Here is a 17,700-nt window from a genome sequence, read left to right as displayed (position 1 = left end):
CTTAATTGGAGTACGTAAGAGAGTTGCGATGTTGAACTGAATATTTTTTTTTTTTGCAAGAAGAAGACGGCAAAGGAGGTGGGCGATTGCCTCGTGGGCCGGAAAGTTTTTAAAAGACAGAGAGTTGAGGAGTACCCGGGGGCCCCACCCTGGCCGCGGGCCATGCCCCGCCAGAGGAAGAAGGGCCGCGACGCCAGGGCCGCCCCCCCCGCCCCCCGCAAGGAAGAAGCCCGCCGCAACCGGGAACTGAAGGCCCAACAGGCGGCACAAAACGCCCCGGCGGCGGAAAAATCCGGCGACGACAAGCAGGCCGCCGTGGCCGCCGCCATCGCCCGCGCCAAGGCACGCAAGGCCGAACAGCAAGCCGGAGCCGCCCCGGCCGGAGCAGACGTTGCCCCCCCTGCGGCCGAACAGCCGGCTGAAACCCAGGATGCCGACGCCGCCAAAAAAGCGGCCATCAAGGCCGCCGTGGAGCGGGCCAAGGCCCGCCGGGCCCAGCAGCAGGCCACCCCCTCTCAACCCGATCGAGAAGACGAGTCCTAATGGCGTTTACACTCAGCAGCTCACCCCATGATCACGCCCCCCTGAACACCGCCACCCTGATGCGGCGGGTCTGCTACTGCCTGATCCCGGGCATACTGGTGCAGTGGTGGTTCTTCGGCTGGGGCAGCCTGGTCCAGATAGCCCTGGCCGTGACCACCGCCTACGCCGCCGAAGCCCTGGTGCTGGCCCTGCGCAAGCGGCGCTTCGCTCCCCTCAGGGACAACTCGGCCCTGCTGACGGCGCTGCTGATCGGCATCGCCGTGCCGCCACTCGCCCCCTGGTGGCTGGTGGTGATCGGCACCGCCTTCGCCATCATCGTCGCCAAGCAGCTCTACGGTGGCCTGGGCCAGAACCTGTTCAACCCGGCCATGGTGGCCTATGTGCTGCTGCTGGTGTCCTTTCCGCTGCCCATGACCAGCTGGCTGCCGCCGCTTGCGCTGCAGACCTACCCGCCGGGGCTGCTGGACAGCCTGTCGGCCATCTTCACCGGTTTCACCCTGGATGGCTTCGCCCCCCACCAATTGCGCGAGCTGGCCGACGGCACCACCATGGCCACCCCGCTCGATACCCTGAAAACCGGCTTCACCCAGGGCCACACCGGCAGTGAAATCCTGGCCGGCCCGGTGTTCGGCGGCCTGGCCGGCATCGGCTGGCAGTGGGTCAACCTGGCCTACCTGGCCGGCGGCCTCGCCCTGTTGCGGCTGCGGCTCATCAGTTGGCCCATCCCGGTGGCCATGCTCGGCACCCTCTTCCTGCTCAGCCTGGTAGGCTTTATGGTCTCCCCCGATGGCACCATAGGCCCCATGATGCACCTCTTTTCCGGCGCCACCATGCTGGGGGCCTTCTTTATCGCCACCGACCCGGTGTCGGCGGCCACCACCTTCCGCGGCCGCCTCGTCTACGGCGCCCTGATCGGCCTGCTGATCTACCTTGTCCGCACCTTCGGCGGCTATCCGGACGCGGTGGCCTTCGCGGTGCTGCTGGCCAACATGACGGTGCCCATGATAGACAGCCTGACCAAGCCCAAGACCTACGGGGAGGCCCGCTGATGCTGGAGATGATGCGCAAGAACGGCCTGATCCTCGCTGTGTTCGCCCTGGGCTGTACCGCCCTGGTGGCCGTTACCCACAGCCTGACCCGTCATACCATAGTGGCGCAGGAGCAGGCCCAGTTGCTCTTGGTACTGAACGAGTTGCTGCCCCCCGACAGCCACGATGAGCCCCTGTTCAACCACTGCGCCCTGGTGGCCAGCGAACACTACCTCGGCAGCCGGGATCCCCTGCCCGCCTTTACCGCGGTGAAAAACGGCGAAGTGCGGGGCCATGCCATCGAAGCCATCGCCCCCGACGGTTACAGCGGCGCCATCAAGCTGGTGGTGGGGGTGAACGCCGACGGCCGTCTCTCGGGCGTGCGGGTGCTAGCCCACAACGAAACCCCGGGCCTGGGCGACAAGATAGAACTGAAAAAATCCCCCTGGGTGCTGGCCTTCGACGGCATGGAACTGATCGGCGAGGAAGACCCCCGCTGGGCGGTGCGCCGGGACGGCGGCCAGTTCGACGCCTTCACCGGCGCCACCATCACCCCCAGGGCGGTGGTCAAGGCGGTGCGCCAGGTGCTGCTGATGCTGGAACAGGAGCCCGGGCTGCTGAGCCAGGCTCCCCGCTGCGGAGAGACCCTATGACCGAACAACAGAAAGACATCATCCGCCAGGGGCTGTGGAAGAACAACCCGGCCCTGGTGCAGATCCTCGGCCTGTGCCCGGTGCTGGCGGTGACCAGCACCCTGACCAACGCCATGGGCCTGGGGCTGGCCACCATGCTGGTGCTGATAGGCTCCAACCTCACCGTCTCCCTGGTGCGCCGCTGGGTGCCGAACGAGGTGCGTATTCCCATCTACGTGATGATCATCGCCAGTTTCGTCACCTGCGTGCAGCTGCTGATGAACGCCTATACCTACGGGCTGTACCAGTCGCTCGGCATCTTTATCCCCCTTATCGTCACCAACTGCGTGATCATCGGCCGGGCCGAGGCCTTCGCCTCCAAGAACAGCCCGCCCCTGGCCGCCCTCGACGGCCTGATGATGGGCCTGGGCTTTACCGCCGTGCTGCTGGTGCTGGGCGGGCTGCGCGAGCTGCTGGGCCAGGGCACCCTGTTCGACGGCGCCGAGCTGCTGCTGGGCGACTGGGCGGCGGGGCTGCGCGTCGATGTGCTGCACCTGGACAACGGTTTCCTGCTGGCGATACTGCCCCCCGGCGCCTTTATCGGCCTGGGGATGCTGATCGCCGCCAAAAACTGGCTGGACGGGCGCCTGGCGGCCCGCCGCGCCCCGGCGCCCAAGGCCGAGATCACCAGAGCAAGGGTCACCTCGTTATGAACATGGAAAAACGCCGCCAGATCCTGGAGCGGCTGCGGGCGGACAACCCCCACCCCACCACGGAGCTGAACTACGCCAATCCCTTCGAGCTGCTGATTGCCGTGCTGCTCTCGGCCCAGGCCACGGACGTGAGTGTCAACAAGGCCACCAAGGGCCTGTTTGCCGCCGCCCCCACCCCCGCCGCCATGCAGGCCCTGGGGGTGGACGGGGTAAAGGAGCACATCAAGACCATAGGGCTGTTCAACTCCAAGGCCGAAAATGTCATCAAGACCTGTGCCATACTGCTGGAAAAACACGGCGGCGAGGTGCCGGAAGACCGGGAAGCCCTCGAGGCCCTGCCCGGGGTGGGCCGCAAGACCGCCAACGTGGTGCTCAACACCGCCTTCGGCTGGCCGACCATAGCGGTGGACACCCATATCTTCCGCCTGGCCAACCGCACCCGCTTCGCCCCGGGCAAAAACGTGGACGAGGTGGAGCAGAAGCTGCTGAAGTGGGTGCCGGCGGAATTCAAGCTGGACGTGCACCACTGGTTTATTTTGCACGGCCGCTATGTGTGCCTGGCGCGCAAGCCCCGCTGCGGCGCCTGCATCATCGAGGATCTGTGCGAGTATAAAGACAAGCAATATCCCGATTCCTGAAGCCCGGGCTTGGACCCGCCCCCCTGTTCGGGGGTAGACTGGGGTTCAACCGAGTAACCTAAGGAGCATGGCTTGCATACCCTCAGGCTCTTTGCCGGCGCCTTTTTACATGCCCTGAACAACCTGCTGCCCATCATAGGGGTGGTGCTGCTGTTCCAGCTGCTGCTCGGCCAGTGGCCGGAGGACGCCGCCGGCATGGCGCTGGGGTTGCTTATCGTGGCGGCCGGCATCGCCCTCTTCCTGCAGGGGCTGGAGCTCAGCATCTTTCCCCTCGGCAAGAGCCTGGCCAACCAGTTCGCCCGCAAGGGCTCGGTGCCCATACTGCTCTGTTTCGGCTTCGCCATGGGCTTTTCGGCGGTGATTGCCGAGCCGGCGCTGATCGCGGTGGCCTCCCAGGCCGAGCTGGTCAGCCAGGGCCGCATCCAGGCCCTGACCCTGCGCCTGATCGTGGCCCTGTCGGTGGGCCTGGTAATGGCCGCCGGGGTGCTGCGCATCATCCTCGGCCAGGGCCTGCACTGGTACATGATAGGCGGCTACAGCCTGGTGGTGCTGGTGACCTTCTTCGCGCCGCCCGAAATCGTCGGCCTGGCCTACGACTCGGGCGGGGTCACCACCAATATCGTGACGGTGCCGCTGATCGCCGCCATGGGTATCGGCCTGGCCGCCTCCATCAAGGGCCGCAACCCGCTGATGGACGGCTTCGGCCTGGTGGCCCTGGCGGTGATGGTGCCCATGGTCAGCGTGCAGCTCTACGGCATCGTCACCTACAGCCTGGGCGCGGCCCCCCTGCCAGTGCCGGCGAACGACATCCAGGACACCGTTATCCATTCCCCCTGGCTAAGGGTCGTTTTCGACCTCGTTCTGATGCTGCGGGACGTGACCCCCATACTGGTGGTGGTGCTGTTCTTCCAGTACCTGGTGCTCAAGCGTTCCCTGTCCAACCCGACCCGGGTGTTTTTCGGCTTTCTGATGGTGCTGGTGGGGCTCTATGCCTTCGTGGTCGGCCTCAAACTCGGCCTCTTTCCCATCGGCACCCGCATGGCCGAACAGCTGATCGGCCAGGATCGGGTGCTCTATATCTACCTGTTCGCCTTCGCCATCGGCTTCGCCACCACCATGGCGGAGCCGGCGCTGATCGCCGTGGGCCACCAGGCGGAACAGGCCGCCCCCGGCGAACTGAGCGCCCGGGCCATCCGCCTGGTGGTGGCCCTGGGAGTGGCCCTGGGCATTACCCTGGGCGTGCACCGCATCATCAGCGGCGGCTCCATCCACCACTTCATCATCGGCAGCTACCTGCTGGTGCTGCTGCTGATCTGGATCTGCCCGCGCAACATACTGGCGCTGGCCTTCGATCTGGGCGGGGTCACCACCTCGGAGGTGACGGTGCCGCTGATCACCGCCTTAGGGATAGGCCTGGCCAGCCATATCGAGGGGCGCAACGTGCTGATCGACGGCTTTGGCCTGATCGCCTTCGCCTCCATCTACCCCATAGTGACGGTGATGATCTACGCCATCGCAGCGGATCTGCTATTTAAATACCGGAGAGCATCTTCATGAAATTTTCGTTACTGGTGGCCATAGTGCCCGAAGAGCTGGAGCAGGGCTGCATCGATGCGGCCAAGGAGGCCGGAGCCGGCGGCGTGACCATCATGAATGGCCGGGGCATCGGCACCAGCAGCAAGAAGACCTTTTTCGGGCTCACCTACGAGGGCTCCCAGAGCATACTGCTGATGGTGCTGGAGAAAAACCTGTCGCTGCATGTGCTGAAGGCCATTCAGGCGGAGCTTGCCATCATCCCGAAGGACAAGGAAGAAGGCGCCTCCAAAGGCGTGGTGCTGACCCTGCCCCTGGAGCACCTGGGCGGCATAGAGGCGGCCCAGCTCGAACAGTTCGAACGCTTTATCAAGGATGACTTTTAAACAGAAGATAACCCGGAACAGCAACCGGGTATCGCTAAGCAGACCCTCCGCGCCAGGGATGGCGCGGCGGAGCCCCCATGGATGGGGTTACGGCGTGTCTGTGTGTGATACCCGGTTGATGGGCCAGGTAGTTAAGGAGCACCCACATGCTGGTAAAAGATATCATGGTGACCGAGGTCATCACCGTCTCCCCCTTCGCCAAGGTGCGGGAAGCCCTGAGCCTGATGAAACGGCACAAGGTGAAATGCCTGGTGGTGGACAAGGCCAACGAGCACGACGCCTACGGCCTTATCACCTACTCCACCATCATCAAGACCATAGTGGCGGAAAGCGGCGACATCGATCTTATCAATGTCTACGATGTCTGCGCCAAGCCGGCCATCGCCGTGGGCCAGGACCTGGCCATCAAGCACGTGGCCCGGCTGATGACCAGCTACGGTTTCAACCGCATACTGGTGCTCGACAACAACAGCCTGGTGGGGCTTATTACCATCACCGACATTATCGACACCATACTGGACATGGTGGAATAACCATAACGGACTGATTTTACATTCAACTACCGGGAGTCTTGAATATGCGTATTTTGCACACCATGCTGCGGGTCGGCGATCTGGACAAGTCCATCGCCTTTTACACCGATATCATGGGCATGAAACTGCTGCGCACCAGCGAAAACACCGAATACCAGTACACCCTGGCCTTTGTCGGCTACGGCGAGGAAAAGGACGAAGCGGTACTGGAGCTGACCTACAACTGGGGCACCGACCGCTATGATCTGGGCACCGCCTACGGCCATATCGCCATCGAAGCCGACGACATCTACGCCATGTGCGAGCAGATCCGCGCCGCCGGCGGCAAGGTGACCCGGGAGCCGGGCCCGGTCAAGGGCGGCACCACCGTCATCGCCTTTGTGGAAGACCCGGACGGCTACAAGATTGAGCTGATCGCCAAGAAAGACGCCGGCAAGGGACTGGGGGGCTAAAGCTGACATGGGGCGCAGGCGGCCCGCCTGCATTCCCGCACTGCGGGAAACCCGGTGCAAGCCCCAATGCGGGCGGGCCGCCCGCGCTCCAACCCGGCTACCGATAAGGCAGCTCTATCCCCTCGAACAGCTTGTCGATTTCGTCCGGGGCCTTGAGCGAGATCACCTTGTCCACCCGCTCCCGGGTGAGGTGGGGCGCGAAGCGCTCGATAAAATCGTACATGTAGCTGCGCAGGAAGGTGCCCTTGCGAAACCCTATCTTGGTGGTACTGGCGGCGAACAGGTGGCTGGCATCGATGGCCACCAGATCCGCGTCCTGCACCGGATCCACCGCCATGCTGGCCAGCACCCCTATCCCTATCCCCAGCCGCACATAGGTCTTGATCACGTCCGCGTCGGTGGCGGTGAACACCACCTTGGGCTCGAAGCCGGCCCGGTTGAAGGCGATATCCAGCTCGGAGCGACCGGTAAAACCGAACACATAGGTCACCAGCGGATACTGGGCAATATCGGCGATGCCTGGCTTCTCGATGGCCGCCAGCGGATGCCCCTTGGGTACCAGGATGCAACGGTTCCAGTGATAGCAGGGCAGCATGATGAGATCCTGATACAGGTGCAGGGCCTCGGTGGCAATGGCGAAATCGGAGGCGCCCTTGGCCACCGACTCGCTGATCTGCGCCGGCGTGCCCTGGTGCATGTGCAGCGACACCTTGGGGTAGCGCTCGATAAACCCCTTGATCACCGCGGGCAGGGCATAACGGGCCTGGGTATGGGTGGTGGAAATATTGAGCGAGCCCTGATCCGGATGGGTATGCTGGCTGGCCACCGCCTTGATGCTCTCCACCTTGCCCAGGATCTCGCCGGCGATGCGGATGATGTCCCTGCCCGCCGGGGTAACCTGGGTCAGGTGCTTTCCGCTGCGCTCGAACACCTGAATGCCCAGCTCGTCCTCCAGCATGCGCACCTGTTTGCTGATCCCGGGCTGGGAGGTGTACAGGCTTTCGGCGGTGGCGGACACATTCAGGTTGTGGTTGGCAACTTCCACGATGTAGCGCAACTGTTGCAGTTTCATGGCGGCTCGGGGTTAGGGTGACTTAGCTAAATACTATCAGACCTTGGCGGAATATCCTCGATAACGGCCGCAGAGAATCGTTTTAATCCCCCCTAATCGACTGAACTATCGCCGGTTTTACTCTCCTTGGGCGCGGGAAGTTAGCCAAAGCGTCGCTACTGGGTTAACATTTCCATCCAGACCATCCTCCTAACCGAAGCGAGCCGCTGACAGATGATTCTGACCCTGGTACTCATAGCCATAGGCGCCCTGCTGTTTCTGGTCATCCTATACAATGTGATTCAACAATACCGGCAAAAGCAGGAAACCGAAAAGCGCACCCTGATGCTGAAACACAAGCACCAGATCAATGAAACGGACGAGCTTTTGCTCAGTGCCAGCCAGTTACCCTACAGCAAAACCCTGATGCTGGTGCTGTACGGACGTATCCTCGGCAGCCTGCAAGCCATGCAACAGCAGGATCCCGACAATCCGCAAATAAAAGGCCGCATTGCCGGTGTCGAACAACAGTTCCAGCATCTGCGCGATCACTATCAAATGGAATCCGAAGGGATCAAAACCCCGGAGTCGGATCAGCAAGCCATCCATATGCTGCAGATCGTCAAACGACTGAGGATGGTGCTGCGCGCCGAACACAATAAAGGCAAGCTGGGGACCCAGCACTTCGTATTGGAAGATCGGCGGCTGGAGCTTATCCAGTTGAAGATCAACCTGACCAACCTGATCAAACGGGCACGCTCGGCCTTCGATAACCGGGAAATCAACATGGCCCGGCAAATGCTTGAGAAAGGAGTCAAGGCAGTCAGCATGATCCCGGACAAGGACGAACAGCTGAAAAGAATGGAAGAAGCCCTGCGCAACCGGCTTGACGAACTCAGCCAGGATCAGGACAAGGCCATGCGCGAGCAGGAGGAGCGGGAAGAGCAGAAAGTCACCTCCGAGCTCGATGTGCTGTTCCAGCCCAAGCGCAAGTGGTAACGCCCATGCTGGAGCCGATACTGGGCGATCCCCGGCCTTTCTTCGACCACCTGGCCCGGGGGATGGAACAGCAGGGTCTGCCCCTCGACCTGGGGCCCATGGACCATGTCTGTTACCGAACGACAAGCAATGACCAGTACCTTGAACTGCGCCGTTCACTGGCGGCGGCGGGCGAGGTGCTGGTGGAAGGCATGATAGGCGGCAGGCCCATCGTCACCTTTCGGCTGCACCAGCCGCTGGCCAGCCCCTTCGGCCCCGTCCCCTGCCTGGAGCTGGCCGCGCCCAAGCCGGGCAAGGTCCACCACCCCGGCCTGGAGCACGGCGAAATCGTGGTGGCGAGCCTGGAGCGACTGCTGCGGGACTATCCCCGGGTGCCCTTCGACACCAGTAGCCTGCGGCAGAACCCGCCGGAGCTGACCCTGGCCCTGCCCCCCTGTCAGATCAAGTTCCATCTGCACCCCCTGGCGGACACCATTGCCGCGGAAATCGCCCGGAATGAGGTGGTGCCGGTACCCGCGGACTACTTCAGGCGTTGACCGGCACCCGCCGCTCCAGGCGCCACAGCCGCAGGCTCAGCCCCGCCGTCACCCCCAGCACCAGCATCATTCCCATCGCCACCCCGGGCAGGCCCGCCCCTTCCCAGAACGGGTAGAGATAAAGCCCGCCCAGGCTGGCCCCCAGGTAGTAAAACACCAGGTAAAGCGACGACGCCAGCGCCCGGTGCTGCTGCACGCTGCGCCCCACCCAGCTGCTGGCGCAGGCGTGGGCCAGGAAAAAGGCGAAACTGTCCACCAGCAGCGCCAGCAGGATCAGCGGCAGCCGCTCGCTCAGCAACCCCAGGTTGCCCACCGCCATGATGCCGATGGCCAGCAGCAGGGTCTGGCACAGGCCGAAGCGGTGGATAAGCCAGCCGCTGATGCCGGAGGCGAAGGTACCGGTCAGGTAGGTCAGGAACAACAGCCCCAGGGCCGCCGGCGCCAGGCTGATGGGGGGCGCCGCCAGGTAAAAGGCCACATAGGTGTACTGGTTGAGAAACACCATAAAGTTGAGCCCGCCCACCAGGTACACCGGCCACAGCAGGGGATTGCGCACATGCCCGAGCAGGGCGCTGGCGCCCTCCCCCCTGGCCGCCGGCACGAAATGACGGGAGCGGGGCAGCAGCTTCAGCAGCGGCAGCCACAGCAGCAGGCTGAGTCCGCCGAGCATCAGGAAGCTGGCCTGCCAGCCTCCCGCCCACTGGGCGATCAGCCCGCCCAGTACCCGCCCGGCGATGCCCCCGACGGAATTGGCGGCGATGTAGATGCCGATGCTGGTCACCAGCGCCTTGGGGGTAAATTCCTCCCCCATGTAGGCCACCGCCGTGGCCGGCAGCCCGGCCAGGAAAAAGCCCTGCAGGGCGCGCAGCCACACCAGGGTGCCGAAGCCCGGCGCCCGGGAAATCAGCATGCCGAGCAATACCGCCACCAGCAGGCAGCCCAGCATCACCGGCTTGCGGCCAAGGCGGTCGGCCACCCGCGCCCAGAACAAGAGTCCCACCGCCAGCCCCAGGGTGGCCACCGACAGCGCCCAGCCGGCATCCAGGGCCGACAGCCCGAAGTCCTGCGCCAGCAGGGGCAACAGCGGCTGGGTCAGGTAAAGGTTGATGAACACCAGCATGGAGCCGAGGCCGAGGGCCAGGGTGGCACGCCACCAGAGTGGGGTTTTCAGATCTATCATGGGCAACTCCAAGGGCAGAGCCTTGACCTTAACGCCCGCCAATGCATAAATGAAATATATAAAATTTATGGAAAAAATAACTGACCCTTATGCTTGAAACCAAATGGTTGCGCCAGTTCGCCACCGTGGCCCGGGAAGGCAGCATCACCCGTGCCGCCGAGCAGTTGCACCTGGCCCAGCCCGCCGTGACCATGACCATCAAGAAGCTGGAGCGGGAACTCGGCATCGGCCTGTTCGACCGTCGCCAGGGCCGGCTGCGGCTCACCCCCGAGGGAGAACGGCTCTACCAGCATGCCGAGCGTATCCTCGCCGCCCTGACACTGGCCGAGCAGGACATGGCGGCCCTGCACGATCTCAGCGCCGGCGAGGTCTGCATCGGCATTCCCAGCATGCTCGGCTCCTTTTACTTTCCGCCCCTGCTGATGGCATTCAGGCATCGCTACCCGAGCCTCTCCATCCGGGTGGAAGACGCGGGCACCCAGGATGTGCTCGGGCGTCTGTGCCAGGGCAAGCTCGGCCTCGGCATCGTGCTCACCGCCTCCCTGCCGGCGGGACTCACCGGCCTGCCCCTGCTGCGGGAAGAAATGGTGGCGGTGGTACCGGCGGAGCACCCGGCCCGCCACCAGCCTTATATGGCCATCGAGGACTTTCTGCGCCAGGAACTGGCCCTGTTCCGCCACGGCTTCTTTCACCGGGAATATATCGAGGAGGTGGCCCGCCAGGCCGGCATCACTCCCGTTATCGGCTTCGAGAGCAACCTGATCCCGCTGCTGAAGGCGGTGGTGCGCCAGGGTTTTGCCATCACCACCTTTCTGCGCATGGCCGTGCGGGACGACCCGAGCCTGTTCGCCGTTTCCTTTAAGGAGCCCTACTTCCTCGACCTTTGCCTGGCCTGGCCGGACGACCGGCGGCTGTCCCGGGCCGAACAGGCCTTTATCGACTTTATCCGGGAGCAGCACCGGGGCTGAACATTCCCCCAAACGACGTCCATCCGGGGCGCAGGCGGGCCGCCGGCCTTCGCGCGCAACGGGAATCCGGAACACCGACCAGTTTAAAGCTCAGGCGGCGCCGATACTTGGGGCGCAGGCGGCCCGCCTGCCTTCGCGCGTAGCGCGAACCCTGCCATACCACAAGTTTAAAAAGGCTCGAGGCAGAATCGGCATCGCGGGTTGGGCTGTGCTTTCGCCCACCTCGGTGCCACCTTTATGCGGGCGGGCCGCCCGCGCCCCAAGGCGCAAACCCGAAACCGGCGGGGTGCTTGCGGATCCGGCACGGGTGTTCCCGGCGGCTAAAGCGCCGGCTACGGGGATAAGATGCAGGCGCCCGTTTACGTGGCGCGAGGTGAGGCGAAAAAACCAGCAACTGGCCCGCTGCACTAGGGCAATCTTTACAGGCCGCCTCAAAAAACGTTATAACGTAACAAAATAAATCCAATTGGAGCATCATATGAAACTTAATCCTGTTGCCTTCCCGCTGGCCCTGCTGCCCCTCGCCCTGTCCGCCCAGACCCAGCTCGGCGTGCACGAACACGGCCATGGCCAGCTCAACCTGGCCCTGGAGCAGCAGCAACTGGTGCTGGAGCTGACCGCCCCGGCGGCGGATATCGTCGGCTTCGAGCACGATGCCGCCACCGACGCCGAAAAGGCCCAGCTGGCCGCGGCGCAGGACAAGCTCCGCCAGGCGGATGCCCTTTTCAGCCTGGCCCCGGCGGCGGGCTGCCGGCTGGAAAAGGTCGAGCTGATCGAGGACGAGGACGAACACGGTCATGACCATAAGGACCACGACCACGACCACGACCACGACCACGACCATCATGATGATCATCAACACGAGCATCATGACAAACATGACCATGACCATAAGGACCATGACCATGAAGAGCATGGCCACAGCGATATCCAGGTGCACTACTTCTATCACTGCGACCAGCCGGATGCCCTCAACCGGATCGACGTGGCCCTGTTCGAGCAGTTTCCGAGCTTTAACCGCCTCGAGGTACAGGGTATCCTGCCTTCGGGCCAGGTGGCCGCCACCCTGACCCCGGCACAACCCCAACTCAGCTGGTAACAGATGACTGCACTGATTTCCATGGAAAACCTGCGCTTCGCCTGGCCCGGCCAGCCCGAACTGCTGCATATAGCGCGGCTCGAGCTGGCCGCCGGCGAGCGCATCTTTATCAAGGGCCCGAGCGGCAGCGGCAAGAGCACCCTGCTCGGCCTGCTGGCCGGTATCCAGCGGGCCAGCCAGGGCCGGCTCGAGGTGCTGGGCCAGGATCTGTCGCGGCTCTCGGGCCGGGCCCGGGATCGCTTCCGGGCCGACCACCTGGGCTATATCTTCCAGCAGTTCAACCTGCTCCCCTTTCTGTCGGTACTGGAAACCGTCCCCTCGGCGCTGATCTTCCCCCGCCACAAGCGGGCCCGGTTGCAGGCGCCGGCCCGGGAAGAGGCCGAACGGCTGCTGGGCGAGCTGCAACTGCCCCCCGGCCTGTGGCAACAGCCGGTGCACCGCCTCAGCATCGGCCAGCAGCAGCGGGTAGCAGCGGCCCGGGCGCTGATCGGCCGCCCCGAGCTGGTCATCGCCGACGAGCCCACCTCGGCGCTGGACACCGACAACAGGGCCGCCTTTATCGAGCTGTTGTTCAACGAATGCAACCTGCAGGGCAGCACCCTGGTGTTCGTCAGCCACGACCCCCATCTGGAGCCGCTGTTTTCCCGGGTGGTGTCCCTGCCCGAACTGAATAAGGTACCGCCATGTTAATGCTGGCCCTCAAAAGCCTGTGGGCGCGCCGGCTCACCGCGGGCCTCACCCTGGCCGCCATCGCCATCAGCGTGCTGCTGCTGGTGGGGGTGGAAAAGGTGCGCCATGAGCTGAAAGACAGCTTCGCCCGCACCATCTCCGGCACCGATCTGATCGTGGGCGCCCGCTCCGGCCAGATAAACCTCCTGCTCTATTCGGTATTCCGCCTCGGCAACCCCACCAACAACATCAGCTGGGATTCCTACCAGCGTATCAGGGAGCAGAAGGGGGTGGCCTGGACCATTCCCCTGTCGCTGGGCGACTCCCACCAGGGATTCAGGGTGCTGGGCACCAGCGAGGACTATTTCAGATACTACGCCTACGGCCGCCAGCAGCCGCTGACCCTGGCCCAGGGCCGCCCCTTCAATGACACCTTCGAGGCGGTGATAGGCGCGGACGTGGCCCGAAAGCTCGGCTACCGGCTGGGGGATGGGCTGGTGATCGCCCATGGCGCCGGCAACACCTCCTTCAGCCTGCACGAGGACCTGCCCTTCACCCTGGTGGGCATACTGGCCCCCACCGGCACCCCGGTGGACAGAACGGTGCATGTGCGCCTCGACGGGCTTGAGGCCATCCACCTCGGCTGGCAGAGCGGCCGCCAGACCCGTGCCCTGAGCGAGGCCGAGGCCCGCGCCGCCGACCTCACCCCCAAGGCCATCACCGCCTTCCTGGTGGGGCTGGAAAACAAGGTGCTGGCCTTCCAGCTGCAGCGGGCCATCAACGGCTACCGGGCCGAGCCCCTGTCCGCCATCCTGCCCGGCACCGCCCTGCACGAGCTGTGGAGCATGATGAGCATGGCCGAGAAGGCCATCGCCTTTATCGCCCTGTTCGTGGTGGTGGCCGGCCTGCTGGGCATGCTCACCACCCTGCTCGCCGGCCTTTCGGCCCGGCGGCGGGAACTGGCCATTTTGCGCTCCCTCGGCGCCGGGCCGCGACACCTGTTTGCGCTGCTGGCGCTGGAAGCGGCCATTTTGACCGGCCTGGGGATGTTACTGGGGCTGCTGCTGTTGTATCTTGGTCTCAGCCTGGCCGCCCCCCTGGTACAGGCCCAGTACGGGCTGCTGCTTTATCCCGGCCTGCCCACGGTCGCCGAATGGCGCCTGCTCGGGCTTATCTGGCTGGCGGGCCTGGTGATCGGCCTGTTGCCGGCGGCCCAGGCCTACCGCTACTCGGTCAACGACGGAATGAGTATTAAACAGTGAAAAAATGCAGTATCTGGCTGGCCAGCCTGGCCCTGTTGATGGCCCCGGCCTGGGCCGACGAATTCACCCTGCTGGAGTGGGACGATCTGATCCCCATGGAAGAGCGGCTCAACCCGCCGCCCTTCCCCGAGGTGAACCACGAAGACGAATTCGCCATTCCGCCCCAGCCGGTGGGCAAGGTGGTGCCCACCCTCGATGGCCAGAAGGTGCGGCTGCCGGGCTTTGTGGTGCCGCTCGAGGGTGACAGCAAGGCGGTGACCACCTTCTTCCTGGTGCCCTACTTCGGCGCCTGTATCCATGTGCCGCCGCCGCCCACCAACCAGATAGTCTACGTGGACTTCCCCAAGGGCGCCCGGGTGGACGATCTCTGGGACGCGGTCTGGGTGACCGGTACCCTGCGCACCGTCAGCGCCAGCCACGAAGTGGCCAACGCCTCCTATTCCCTCGAAGGGGTCAGCGTCGAGCCCTACGATCTGTAAAGGCCCGGGGCTGGGGCTTGCCCGCCCCCTTGGGGCGCGGGCGGCCCGCCCGCATTAGGGCAACACCGAGGTAACCAAAGGCACAGCCGGCGCCCGTAGCCGGCGCTTTAGCCGCCGGAACATACCGCGCCAGAGCCGGCAGGCCCCCGCCGGTTGCCGATTCGCGCCACGTAAACGGGCGCCTACAACCGCCGGAACATGCTTTGCCTGAACCGCTCGCCGCTATACAATCCCCGCTTTTCAACCGACGCGAGCCGCCATGCGCCTGATACTGGCCCCGATGGAAGGGGTGCTTGACCATCTGATGCGGGATCTGCTGACCCGCCTCAACCCCTTTGACCTTTGCGTGACCGAATTCATCCGGGTGGTGGACATGCGCCTGCCACCCCGGGTGTTCTACCGGCTCTGCCCCGAGCTGTACCAGGGCTGCCGCACCCCGGCGGGCACCCCGGTACGCATCCAACTGCTCGGGCAGGATCCGGACTGGCTGGCGGAAAACGCCGCCCAGGCCTGTCGCCTGGGCGCCCAGGGCATAGATCTCAACTTCGGCTGCCCGGCCAAGACCGTCAACCGCCACAGGGGCGGCGCCGCCCTGCTGAACGACAGCGAGCTGCTCTACCGCATCGCCAAAGCGGTACGGGCGGCGGTACCCGCCTCGTTGCCGGTGAGCGCCAAGATCCGCCTGGGGGTGGACGAGCGCGACTCCTACCTGGAGAACAGCCTGGCCCTGGCGGAAGGCGGGGTCAGCGAGCTGGCGGTACATGCCCGCAGCAAGAAGGACGGCTACCGCCCCCCCGCCCACTGGCCCCTGGTGGCCGACATCCGCCGCGCCCTGGCCATTCCGGTGGTGGTGAACGGCGAGATCTGGAACGCCGCCCAGGCCGGGCAGGCCCGGAGGGAGAGCTACTGCCAGGATCTGATGCTGGGCCGGGGCGCCCTGGCCCTGCCCAACCTGGCCGCCACCATAGGCCAGGGCGCCGCGCCCATGGCCTGGCGGCAGGTGGTGGCCCTGCTGCTGGACTATTCGGCGATGGAGATAGCGGGCGACAAGGGGCTTTACTACCCCAACCGCATCAAGCAGTGGCTGAGCTACCTCAGGCTGCACTACCCGGAGGCCCAGGCCCTGTTCGGCCGTATCCGCACCCTGAAGCACACCGCCGAGATCAGGCAGACTCTGGCTTCCCTTTGATTTGTATCATGATGTGCCGGTGGCCCCGGCCCTATACTGGCGGCCGGTATTCCCCCTTTTTTGGACATCATCATGAGCAGCATCATTACCAAGTCCCGGCTGGAAGCCCGGCTGCAGGCCGAGGTGGAGCGCCGCCGCCAGGCTTTTCTGGAGGCGCTGCTGGCCCTGGACGCCCCCCTGGCCGCCGAGTTGCACCGGCTGCCGCCGGACGAATGGGCCGACTACCCGCCCCTGGCCGCCTATCCCCAGCTGCAGCCGCAGCTGAAATCCCTGAAGCAGGCGGACGCCGCCCTCTGCCAGTGGCAGTTGGGCCTGTACGGCCTGTGCAGCGACTGCGAGGCCGAGCTCACCACCGAGCAGCTGTGGGACGACCCCTGCCGCCAGCGCTGCGACCCCTGCGAAGAGAAATACCGCAAGGCCCAGCACGGCGCCTGGGAGTTGTAGCGTAAGGCGTAAGGCGTAAGGCGTAAGGCGTAAGGCGTAAGGCGTAAGGCGTAAGGCGTAAGGCGTAAGGCGTAAGGCGTAAGGCGTAAGGATAATAGTCCGGCCAGTTTTAAACCCAATAAAAAAGCCGGCTTTCGCCGGCTTTTTTGAACTTGCTAATTCAGCTAAAGGCTAACTTAGAAGTTGTACTGGATACCAACAGCGTACAGGTCGTCTTTACGCTCGTCGGCAACCTTGGTACGTTGAATGTTGTACTCGCCGTACAGCTTGGTTTTCGGAGTCAGAGCGTACTGCACACCCAGCACGTACTCGTTAACCAGCTTGTCTTTGCTCTCGCCAGCACCAACTTTACGCTCTTTCTCGTAGTTGTAACCGGCCATCAGGGTCCAGGCGTCTACGTTGTAGGTAGCAACCAGTTCCCAGAAGCGGGTACCGTAGTCTTCTTCACCGGTGGCATCCAGGTCTTTCTGACCGTAAACGGTACCGAAGTAGAAGCCGTCGATGCTGTAGTTGGCACCCAGGCCCCATACGTCCAGATCGGCTTCACCAACCAGCAGGTCGTAGTTTTGACGCTCATAGGCGGCAACCAGACCCAGGTTGAAGGGGAAGGTATAACCGGCGGACAGGCTGTACTGGTTCTTCTGCTTCTCGCCGGCTACACGAGTCTTGTTCTCGTCGTGGAAGGCATAACCAGCACGCAGGTCAATGCCCTGGTCGGCGAAGCTGACGCGGATCTGGTCGTCGATACGGCTGGAAATACCAGCATCGTCAAGAGAGTTGAAGCTGGCGGCGCCACCGAAGATGTTGAAGATATCGGTCACGTCGGTCAGCTGAGCGGTGGGGTTTTCGCTCTTGCCGAAGGTCAGGTCAGTGGTATCCATAAAGCGGAAACCGGCCCAGGCGTAACGGGATTTCAGGCTGTCGGTGCCGGTAGCGTTTTTCTCTTCGGCAACGGCTTGCCACTCCAGCTTACCGATCAGGTCTACGTCCTGGTTCAGGTTGTACTGAACGTTAACACCCAGACGAGCTTCGCCTTCGCCACCAAATTTTTGACGGTCAGCGCCTTCGTGCTTGAAAGAACCGGCTTCATACTGGATACGGCCGTACAGATCAACCTTGGCGCCTTCGTCGGAGTATACGGTCACGGCGCTGGCAGAGGTTGCGAACAGCGCAGGGATGGTCAGTGCAAGAATAGTCTTTTTCATAATTTTAGATGCCTACTGTAATTAAACACTAAGTCCTTGTTATTCCCTGTGTTAGCAACGATTCACGTTACTATGGCGAGCAGCCTATCACCGGTTTTTTGAGCTTGCAACAAAATCGCGGGAACTTTTTATGACAATGATGTTCGTAAGGTGCGCAATTG

At 63.7% G+C, this 17,700-nt stretch carries 21 protein-coding genes; 18 read left to right on the top strand and 3 right to left on the bottom strand.

The features are described 5' to 3' along the window. The first annotated feature begins 162 nt into the window (after positions 1–162). From CGX12_RS01640 to gloA, 9 genes are all read left to right on the top strand, one after another. The gene (locus CGX12_RS01640; RefSeq protein ID WP_094038153.1) at positions 163–543 is read left to right on the top strand and encodes a hypothetical protein; all 381 of its coding nucleotides are present in this window, start codon (positions 163–165) and stop codon (positions 541–543) included. Then, entirely contained in the window at positions 543–1,592 is a 1,050-nt protein-coding gene (rsxD, locus tag CGX12_RS01635; RefSeq protein WP_094038152.1) for an electron transport complex subunit RsxD, read from the top strand. Before CGX12_RS01640 ends, rsxD begins: the two co-directional genes overlap by 1 nt. Beyond that, positions 1,592–2,224, top strand: a complete 633-nt coding sequence (gene rsxG / locus CGX12_RS01630; RefSeq protein ID WP_094038151.1) for an electron transport complex subunit RsxG — start codon at positions 1,592–1,594, stop codon at positions 2,222–2,224. Before rsxD ends, rsxG begins: the two co-directional genes overlap by 1 nt. Beyond that, positions 2,221–2,916: an electron transport complex subunit E gene (locus CGX12_RS01625; protein ID WP_094038150.1), complete on the top strand. Its 696-nt coding sequence runs from the start codon at positions 2,221–2,223 to the stop codon at positions 2,914–2,916. Before rsxG ends, CGX12_RS01625 begins: the two co-directional genes overlap by 4 nt. Next, positions 2,913–3,554, top strand: a complete 642-nt coding sequence (gene nth, locus CGX12_RS01620; protein ID WP_094038149.1) for an endonuclease III — start codon at positions 2,913–2,915, stop codon at positions 3,552–3,554. Before CGX12_RS01625 ends, nth begins: the two co-directional genes overlap by 4 nt. A gap of 72 nt (positions 3,555–3,626) precedes the next feature. Beyond that, on the top strand, positions 3,627–5,111 hold the full coding sequence (locus tag CGX12_RS01615) for a DUF1538 domain-containing protein (RefSeq protein WP_094038148.1): 1,485 nt from the start codon (positions 3,627–3,629) through the stop codon (positions 5,109–5,111). Then, complete coding sequence (locus CGX12_RS01610; RefSeq protein WP_094038147.1) at positions 5,108–5,473, top strand: transcriptional regulator; 366 nt, start codon at positions 5,108–5,110, stop codon at positions 5,471–5,473. The genes CGX12_RS01615 and CGX12_RS01610 overlap by 4 nt, the downstream gene beginning before the upstream one ends. 146 nt (positions 5,474–5,619) lie before the next feature. After that, the gene (locus CGX12_RS01605) at positions 5,620–6,006 is read left to right on the top strand and encodes a CBS domain-containing protein (protein ID WP_094038146.1); all 387 of its coding nucleotides are present in this window, start codon (positions 5,620–5,622) and stop codon (positions 6,004–6,006) included. A 44-nt stretch (positions 6,007–6,050) separates the two neighbouring features. Next, positions 6,051–6,458 carry a lactoylglutathione lyase gene (gene gloA, locus CGX12_RS01600; RefSeq protein ID WP_094038145.1) on the top strand — a complete coding sequence of 136 codons (408 nt, stop codon included), beginning with the start codon at positions 6,051–6,053 and terminating at the stop codon, positions 6,456–6,458. A gap of 97 nt (positions 6,459–6,555) precedes the next feature. Here gloA and cysB read toward each other — a convergent pair whose 3' ends face one another. Next, positions 6,556–7,530, bottom strand: coding sequence for an HTH-type transcriptional regulator CysB (gene cysB / locus CGX12_RS01595; RefSeq protein WP_094038144.1), 975 nt, complete (start codon positions 7,528–7,530; stop codon positions 6,556–6,558). 213 nt (positions 7,531–7,743) lie between these two features. Between cysB and CGX12_RS01590 the strand changes: the two genes are divergently transcribed. Both CGX12_RS01590 and CGX12_RS01585 read left to right on the top strand, forming a co-directional pair. Next, a complete protein-coding gene (locus CGX12_RS01590; protein ID WP_094038143.1) occupies positions 7,744–8,508 on the top strand; it encodes a DNA repair ATPase in 765 nt (254 codons plus the stop codon). A 5-nt stretch (positions 8,509–8,513) separates the two neighbouring features. Further along, positions 8,514–9,044, top strand: a complete 531-nt coding sequence (locus tag CGX12_RS01585; RefSeq protein WP_254918177.1) for a VOC family protein — start codon at positions 8,514–8,516, stop codon at positions 9,042–9,044. Here CGX12_RS01585 and CGX12_RS01580 read toward each other — a convergent pair. Then, positions 9,034–10,224: an MFS transporter gene (locus CGX12_RS01580; RefSeq protein WP_094038158.1), complete on the bottom strand. Its 1,191-nt coding sequence runs from the start codon at positions 10,222–10,224 to the stop codon at positions 9,034–9,036. The two genes, CGX12_RS01585 and CGX12_RS01580, sit on opposite strands and share 11 nt — an antisense overlap. Positions 10,225–10,313: 89 nt before the next feature. Here CGX12_RS01580 and CGX12_RS01575 point away from each other — a divergent pair, with 89 nt between their 5' ends. The 7 genes from CGX12_RS01575 (at position 10,314) to CGX12_RS01545 (ending at position 16,334) form a co-directional block, all read left to right on the top strand. Then, positions 10,314–11,192: a LysR family transcriptional regulator gene (locus CGX12_RS01575; RefSeq protein WP_094038141.1), complete on the top strand. Its 879-nt coding sequence runs from the start codon at positions 10,314–10,316 to the stop codon at positions 11,190–11,192. A gap of 478 nt (positions 11,193–11,670) precedes the next feature. Further along, a complete protein-coding gene (locus tag CGX12_RS01570; RefSeq protein WP_094038140.1) occupies positions 11,671–12,291 on the top strand; it encodes a DUF2796 domain-containing protein in 621 nt (206 codons plus the stop codon). Between the two features lie 3 nt (positions 12,292–12,294). Continuing rightward, positions 12,295–12,981: an ABC transporter ATP-binding protein gene (locus CGX12_RS01565; protein WP_094038139.1), complete on the top strand. Its 687-nt coding sequence runs from the start codon at positions 12,295–12,297 to the stop codon at positions 12,979–12,981. Further along, entirely contained in the window at positions 12,975–14,222 is a 1,248-nt protein-coding gene (locus tag CGX12_RS01560; protein WP_094038138.1) for an ABC transporter permease, read from the top strand. The genes CGX12_RS01565 and CGX12_RS01560 overlap by 7 nt, the downstream gene beginning before the upstream one ends. Further along, entirely contained in the window at positions 14,219–14,701 is a 483-nt protein-coding gene (locus tag CGX12_RS01555; protein WP_438273027.1) for a DUF3299 domain-containing protein, read from the top strand. Before CGX12_RS01560 ends, CGX12_RS01555 begins: the two co-directional genes overlap by 4 nt. A gap of 259 nt (positions 14,702–14,960) precedes the next feature. Beyond that, the gene (locus CGX12_RS01550) at positions 14,961–15,890 is read left to right on the top strand and encodes a tRNA-dihydrouridine synthase (protein ID WP_094038137.1); all 930 of its coding nucleotides are present in this window, start codon (positions 14,961–14,963) and stop codon (positions 15,888–15,890) included. Positions 15,891–15,962: 72 nt separating this feature from the next. Beyond that, positions 15,963–16,334 carry a transcriptional regulator, TraR/DksA family protein gene (locus CGX12_RS01545; protein WP_094038156.1) on the top strand — a complete coding sequence of 124 codons (372 nt, stop codon included), beginning with the start codon at positions 15,963–15,965 and terminating at the stop codon, positions 16,332–16,334. A gap of 176 nt (positions 16,335–16,510) precedes the next feature. Here CGX12_RS01545 and CGX12_RS01540 read toward each other — a convergent pair whose 3' ends face one another. Beyond that, a complete protein-coding gene (locus tag CGX12_RS01540) occupies positions 16,511–17,539 on the bottom strand; it encodes a porin (protein WP_094038136.1) in 1,029 nt (342 codons plus the stop codon). Positions 17,540–17,700 lie beyond the last annotated feature (161 nt).

It is taken from the genome of Zobellella denitrificans (assembly GCF_002237365.1).
GTDB classification, from domain to species: Bacteria; Pseudomonadota; Gammaproteobacteria; order Enterobacterales; family Aeromonadaceae; genus Oceanimonas; species Oceanimonas denitrificans.
The sequence above is the reverse complement of the archived record's forward strand: the minus strand, read 5'-3'. Positions and strand labels throughout refer to the sequence as shown.

What these genes read in the sequence shown, in the direction of transcription:
- CGX12_RS01640 (WP_094038153.1), top strand. Translation starts at nt 163, where the DNA reads ATGCCCCGCCAGAGGAAGAAGGGCCGCGACGCCAGGGCCGCCCCCCCC.
- rsxD (WP_094038152.1), top strand. Translation starts at nt 543, where the DNA reads ATGGCGTTTACACTCAGCAGCTCACCCCATGATCACGCCCCCCTGAAC.
- rsxG (WP_094038151.1), top strand. Translation starts at nt 1,592, where the DNA reads ATGCTGGAGATGATGCGCAAGAACGGCCTGATCCTCGCTGTGTTCGCC.
- CGX12_RS01625 (WP_094038150.1), top strand. Translation starts at nt 2,221, where the DNA reads ATGACCGAACAACAGAAAGACATCATCCGCCAGGGGCTGTGGAAGAAC.
- nth (WP_094038149.1), top strand. Translation starts at nt 2,913, where the DNA reads ATGAACATGGAAAAACGCCGCCAGATCCTGGAGCGGCTGCGGGCGGAC.
- CGX12_RS01610 (WP_094038147.1), top strand. Translation starts at nt 5,108, where the DNA reads ATGAAATTTTCGTTACTGGTGGCCATAGTGCCCGAAGAGCTGGAGCAG.
- CGX12_RS01605 (WP_094038146.1), top strand. Translation starts at nt 5,620, where the DNA reads ATGCTGGTAAAAGATATCATGGTGACCGAGGTCATCACCGTCTCCCCC.
- gloA (WP_094038145.1), top strand. Translation starts at nt 6,051, where the DNA reads ATGCGTATTTTGCACACCATGCTGCGGGTCGGCGATCTGGACAAGTCC.
- cysB (WP_094038144.1), bottom strand. Translation starts at nt 7,530, where the DNA reads ATGAAACTGCAACAGTTGCGCTACATCGTGGAAGTTGCCAACCACAAC.
- CGX12_RS01590 (WP_094038143.1), top strand. Translation starts at nt 7,744, where the DNA reads ATGATTCTGACCCTGGTACTCATAGCCATAGGCGCCCTGCTGTTTCTG.
- CGX12_RS01585 (WP_254918177.1), top strand. Translation starts at nt 8,514, where the DNA reads ATGCTGGAGCCGATACTGGGCGATCCCCGGCCTTTCTTCGACCACCTG.
- CGX12_RS01580 (WP_094038158.1), bottom strand. Translation starts at nt 10,224, where the DNA reads ATGATAGATCTGAAAACCCCACTCTGGTGGCGTGCCACCCTGGCCCTC.
- CGX12_RS01575 (WP_094038141.1), top strand. Translation starts at nt 10,314, where the DNA reads ATGCTTGAAACCAAATGGTTGCGCCAGTTCGCCACCGTGGCCCGGGAA.
- CGX12_RS01570 (WP_094038140.1), top strand. Translation starts at nt 11,671, where the DNA reads ATGAAACTTAATCCTGTTGCCTTCCCGCTGGCCCTGCTGCCCCTCGCC.
- CGX12_RS01565 (WP_094038139.1), top strand. Translation starts at nt 12,295, where the DNA reads ATGACTGCACTGATTTCCATGGAAAACCTGCGCTTCGCCTGGCCCGGC.
- CGX12_RS01560 (WP_094038138.1), top strand. Translation starts at nt 12,975, where the DNA reads ATGTTAATGCTGGCCCTCAAAAGCCTGTGGGCGCGCCGGCTCACCGCG.
- CGX12_RS01550 (WP_094038137.1), top strand. Translation starts at nt 14,961, where the DNA reads ATGCGCCTGATACTGGCCCCGATGGAAGGGGTGCTTGACCATCTGATG.
- CGX12_RS01545 (WP_094038156.1), top strand. Translation starts at nt 15,963, where the DNA reads ATGAGCAGCATCATTACCAAGTCCCGGCTGGAAGCCCGGCTGCAGGCC.
- CGX12_RS01540 (WP_094038136.1), bottom strand. Translation starts at nt 17,539, where the DNA reads ATGAAAAAGACTATTCTTGCACTGACCATCCCTGCGCTGTTCGCAACC.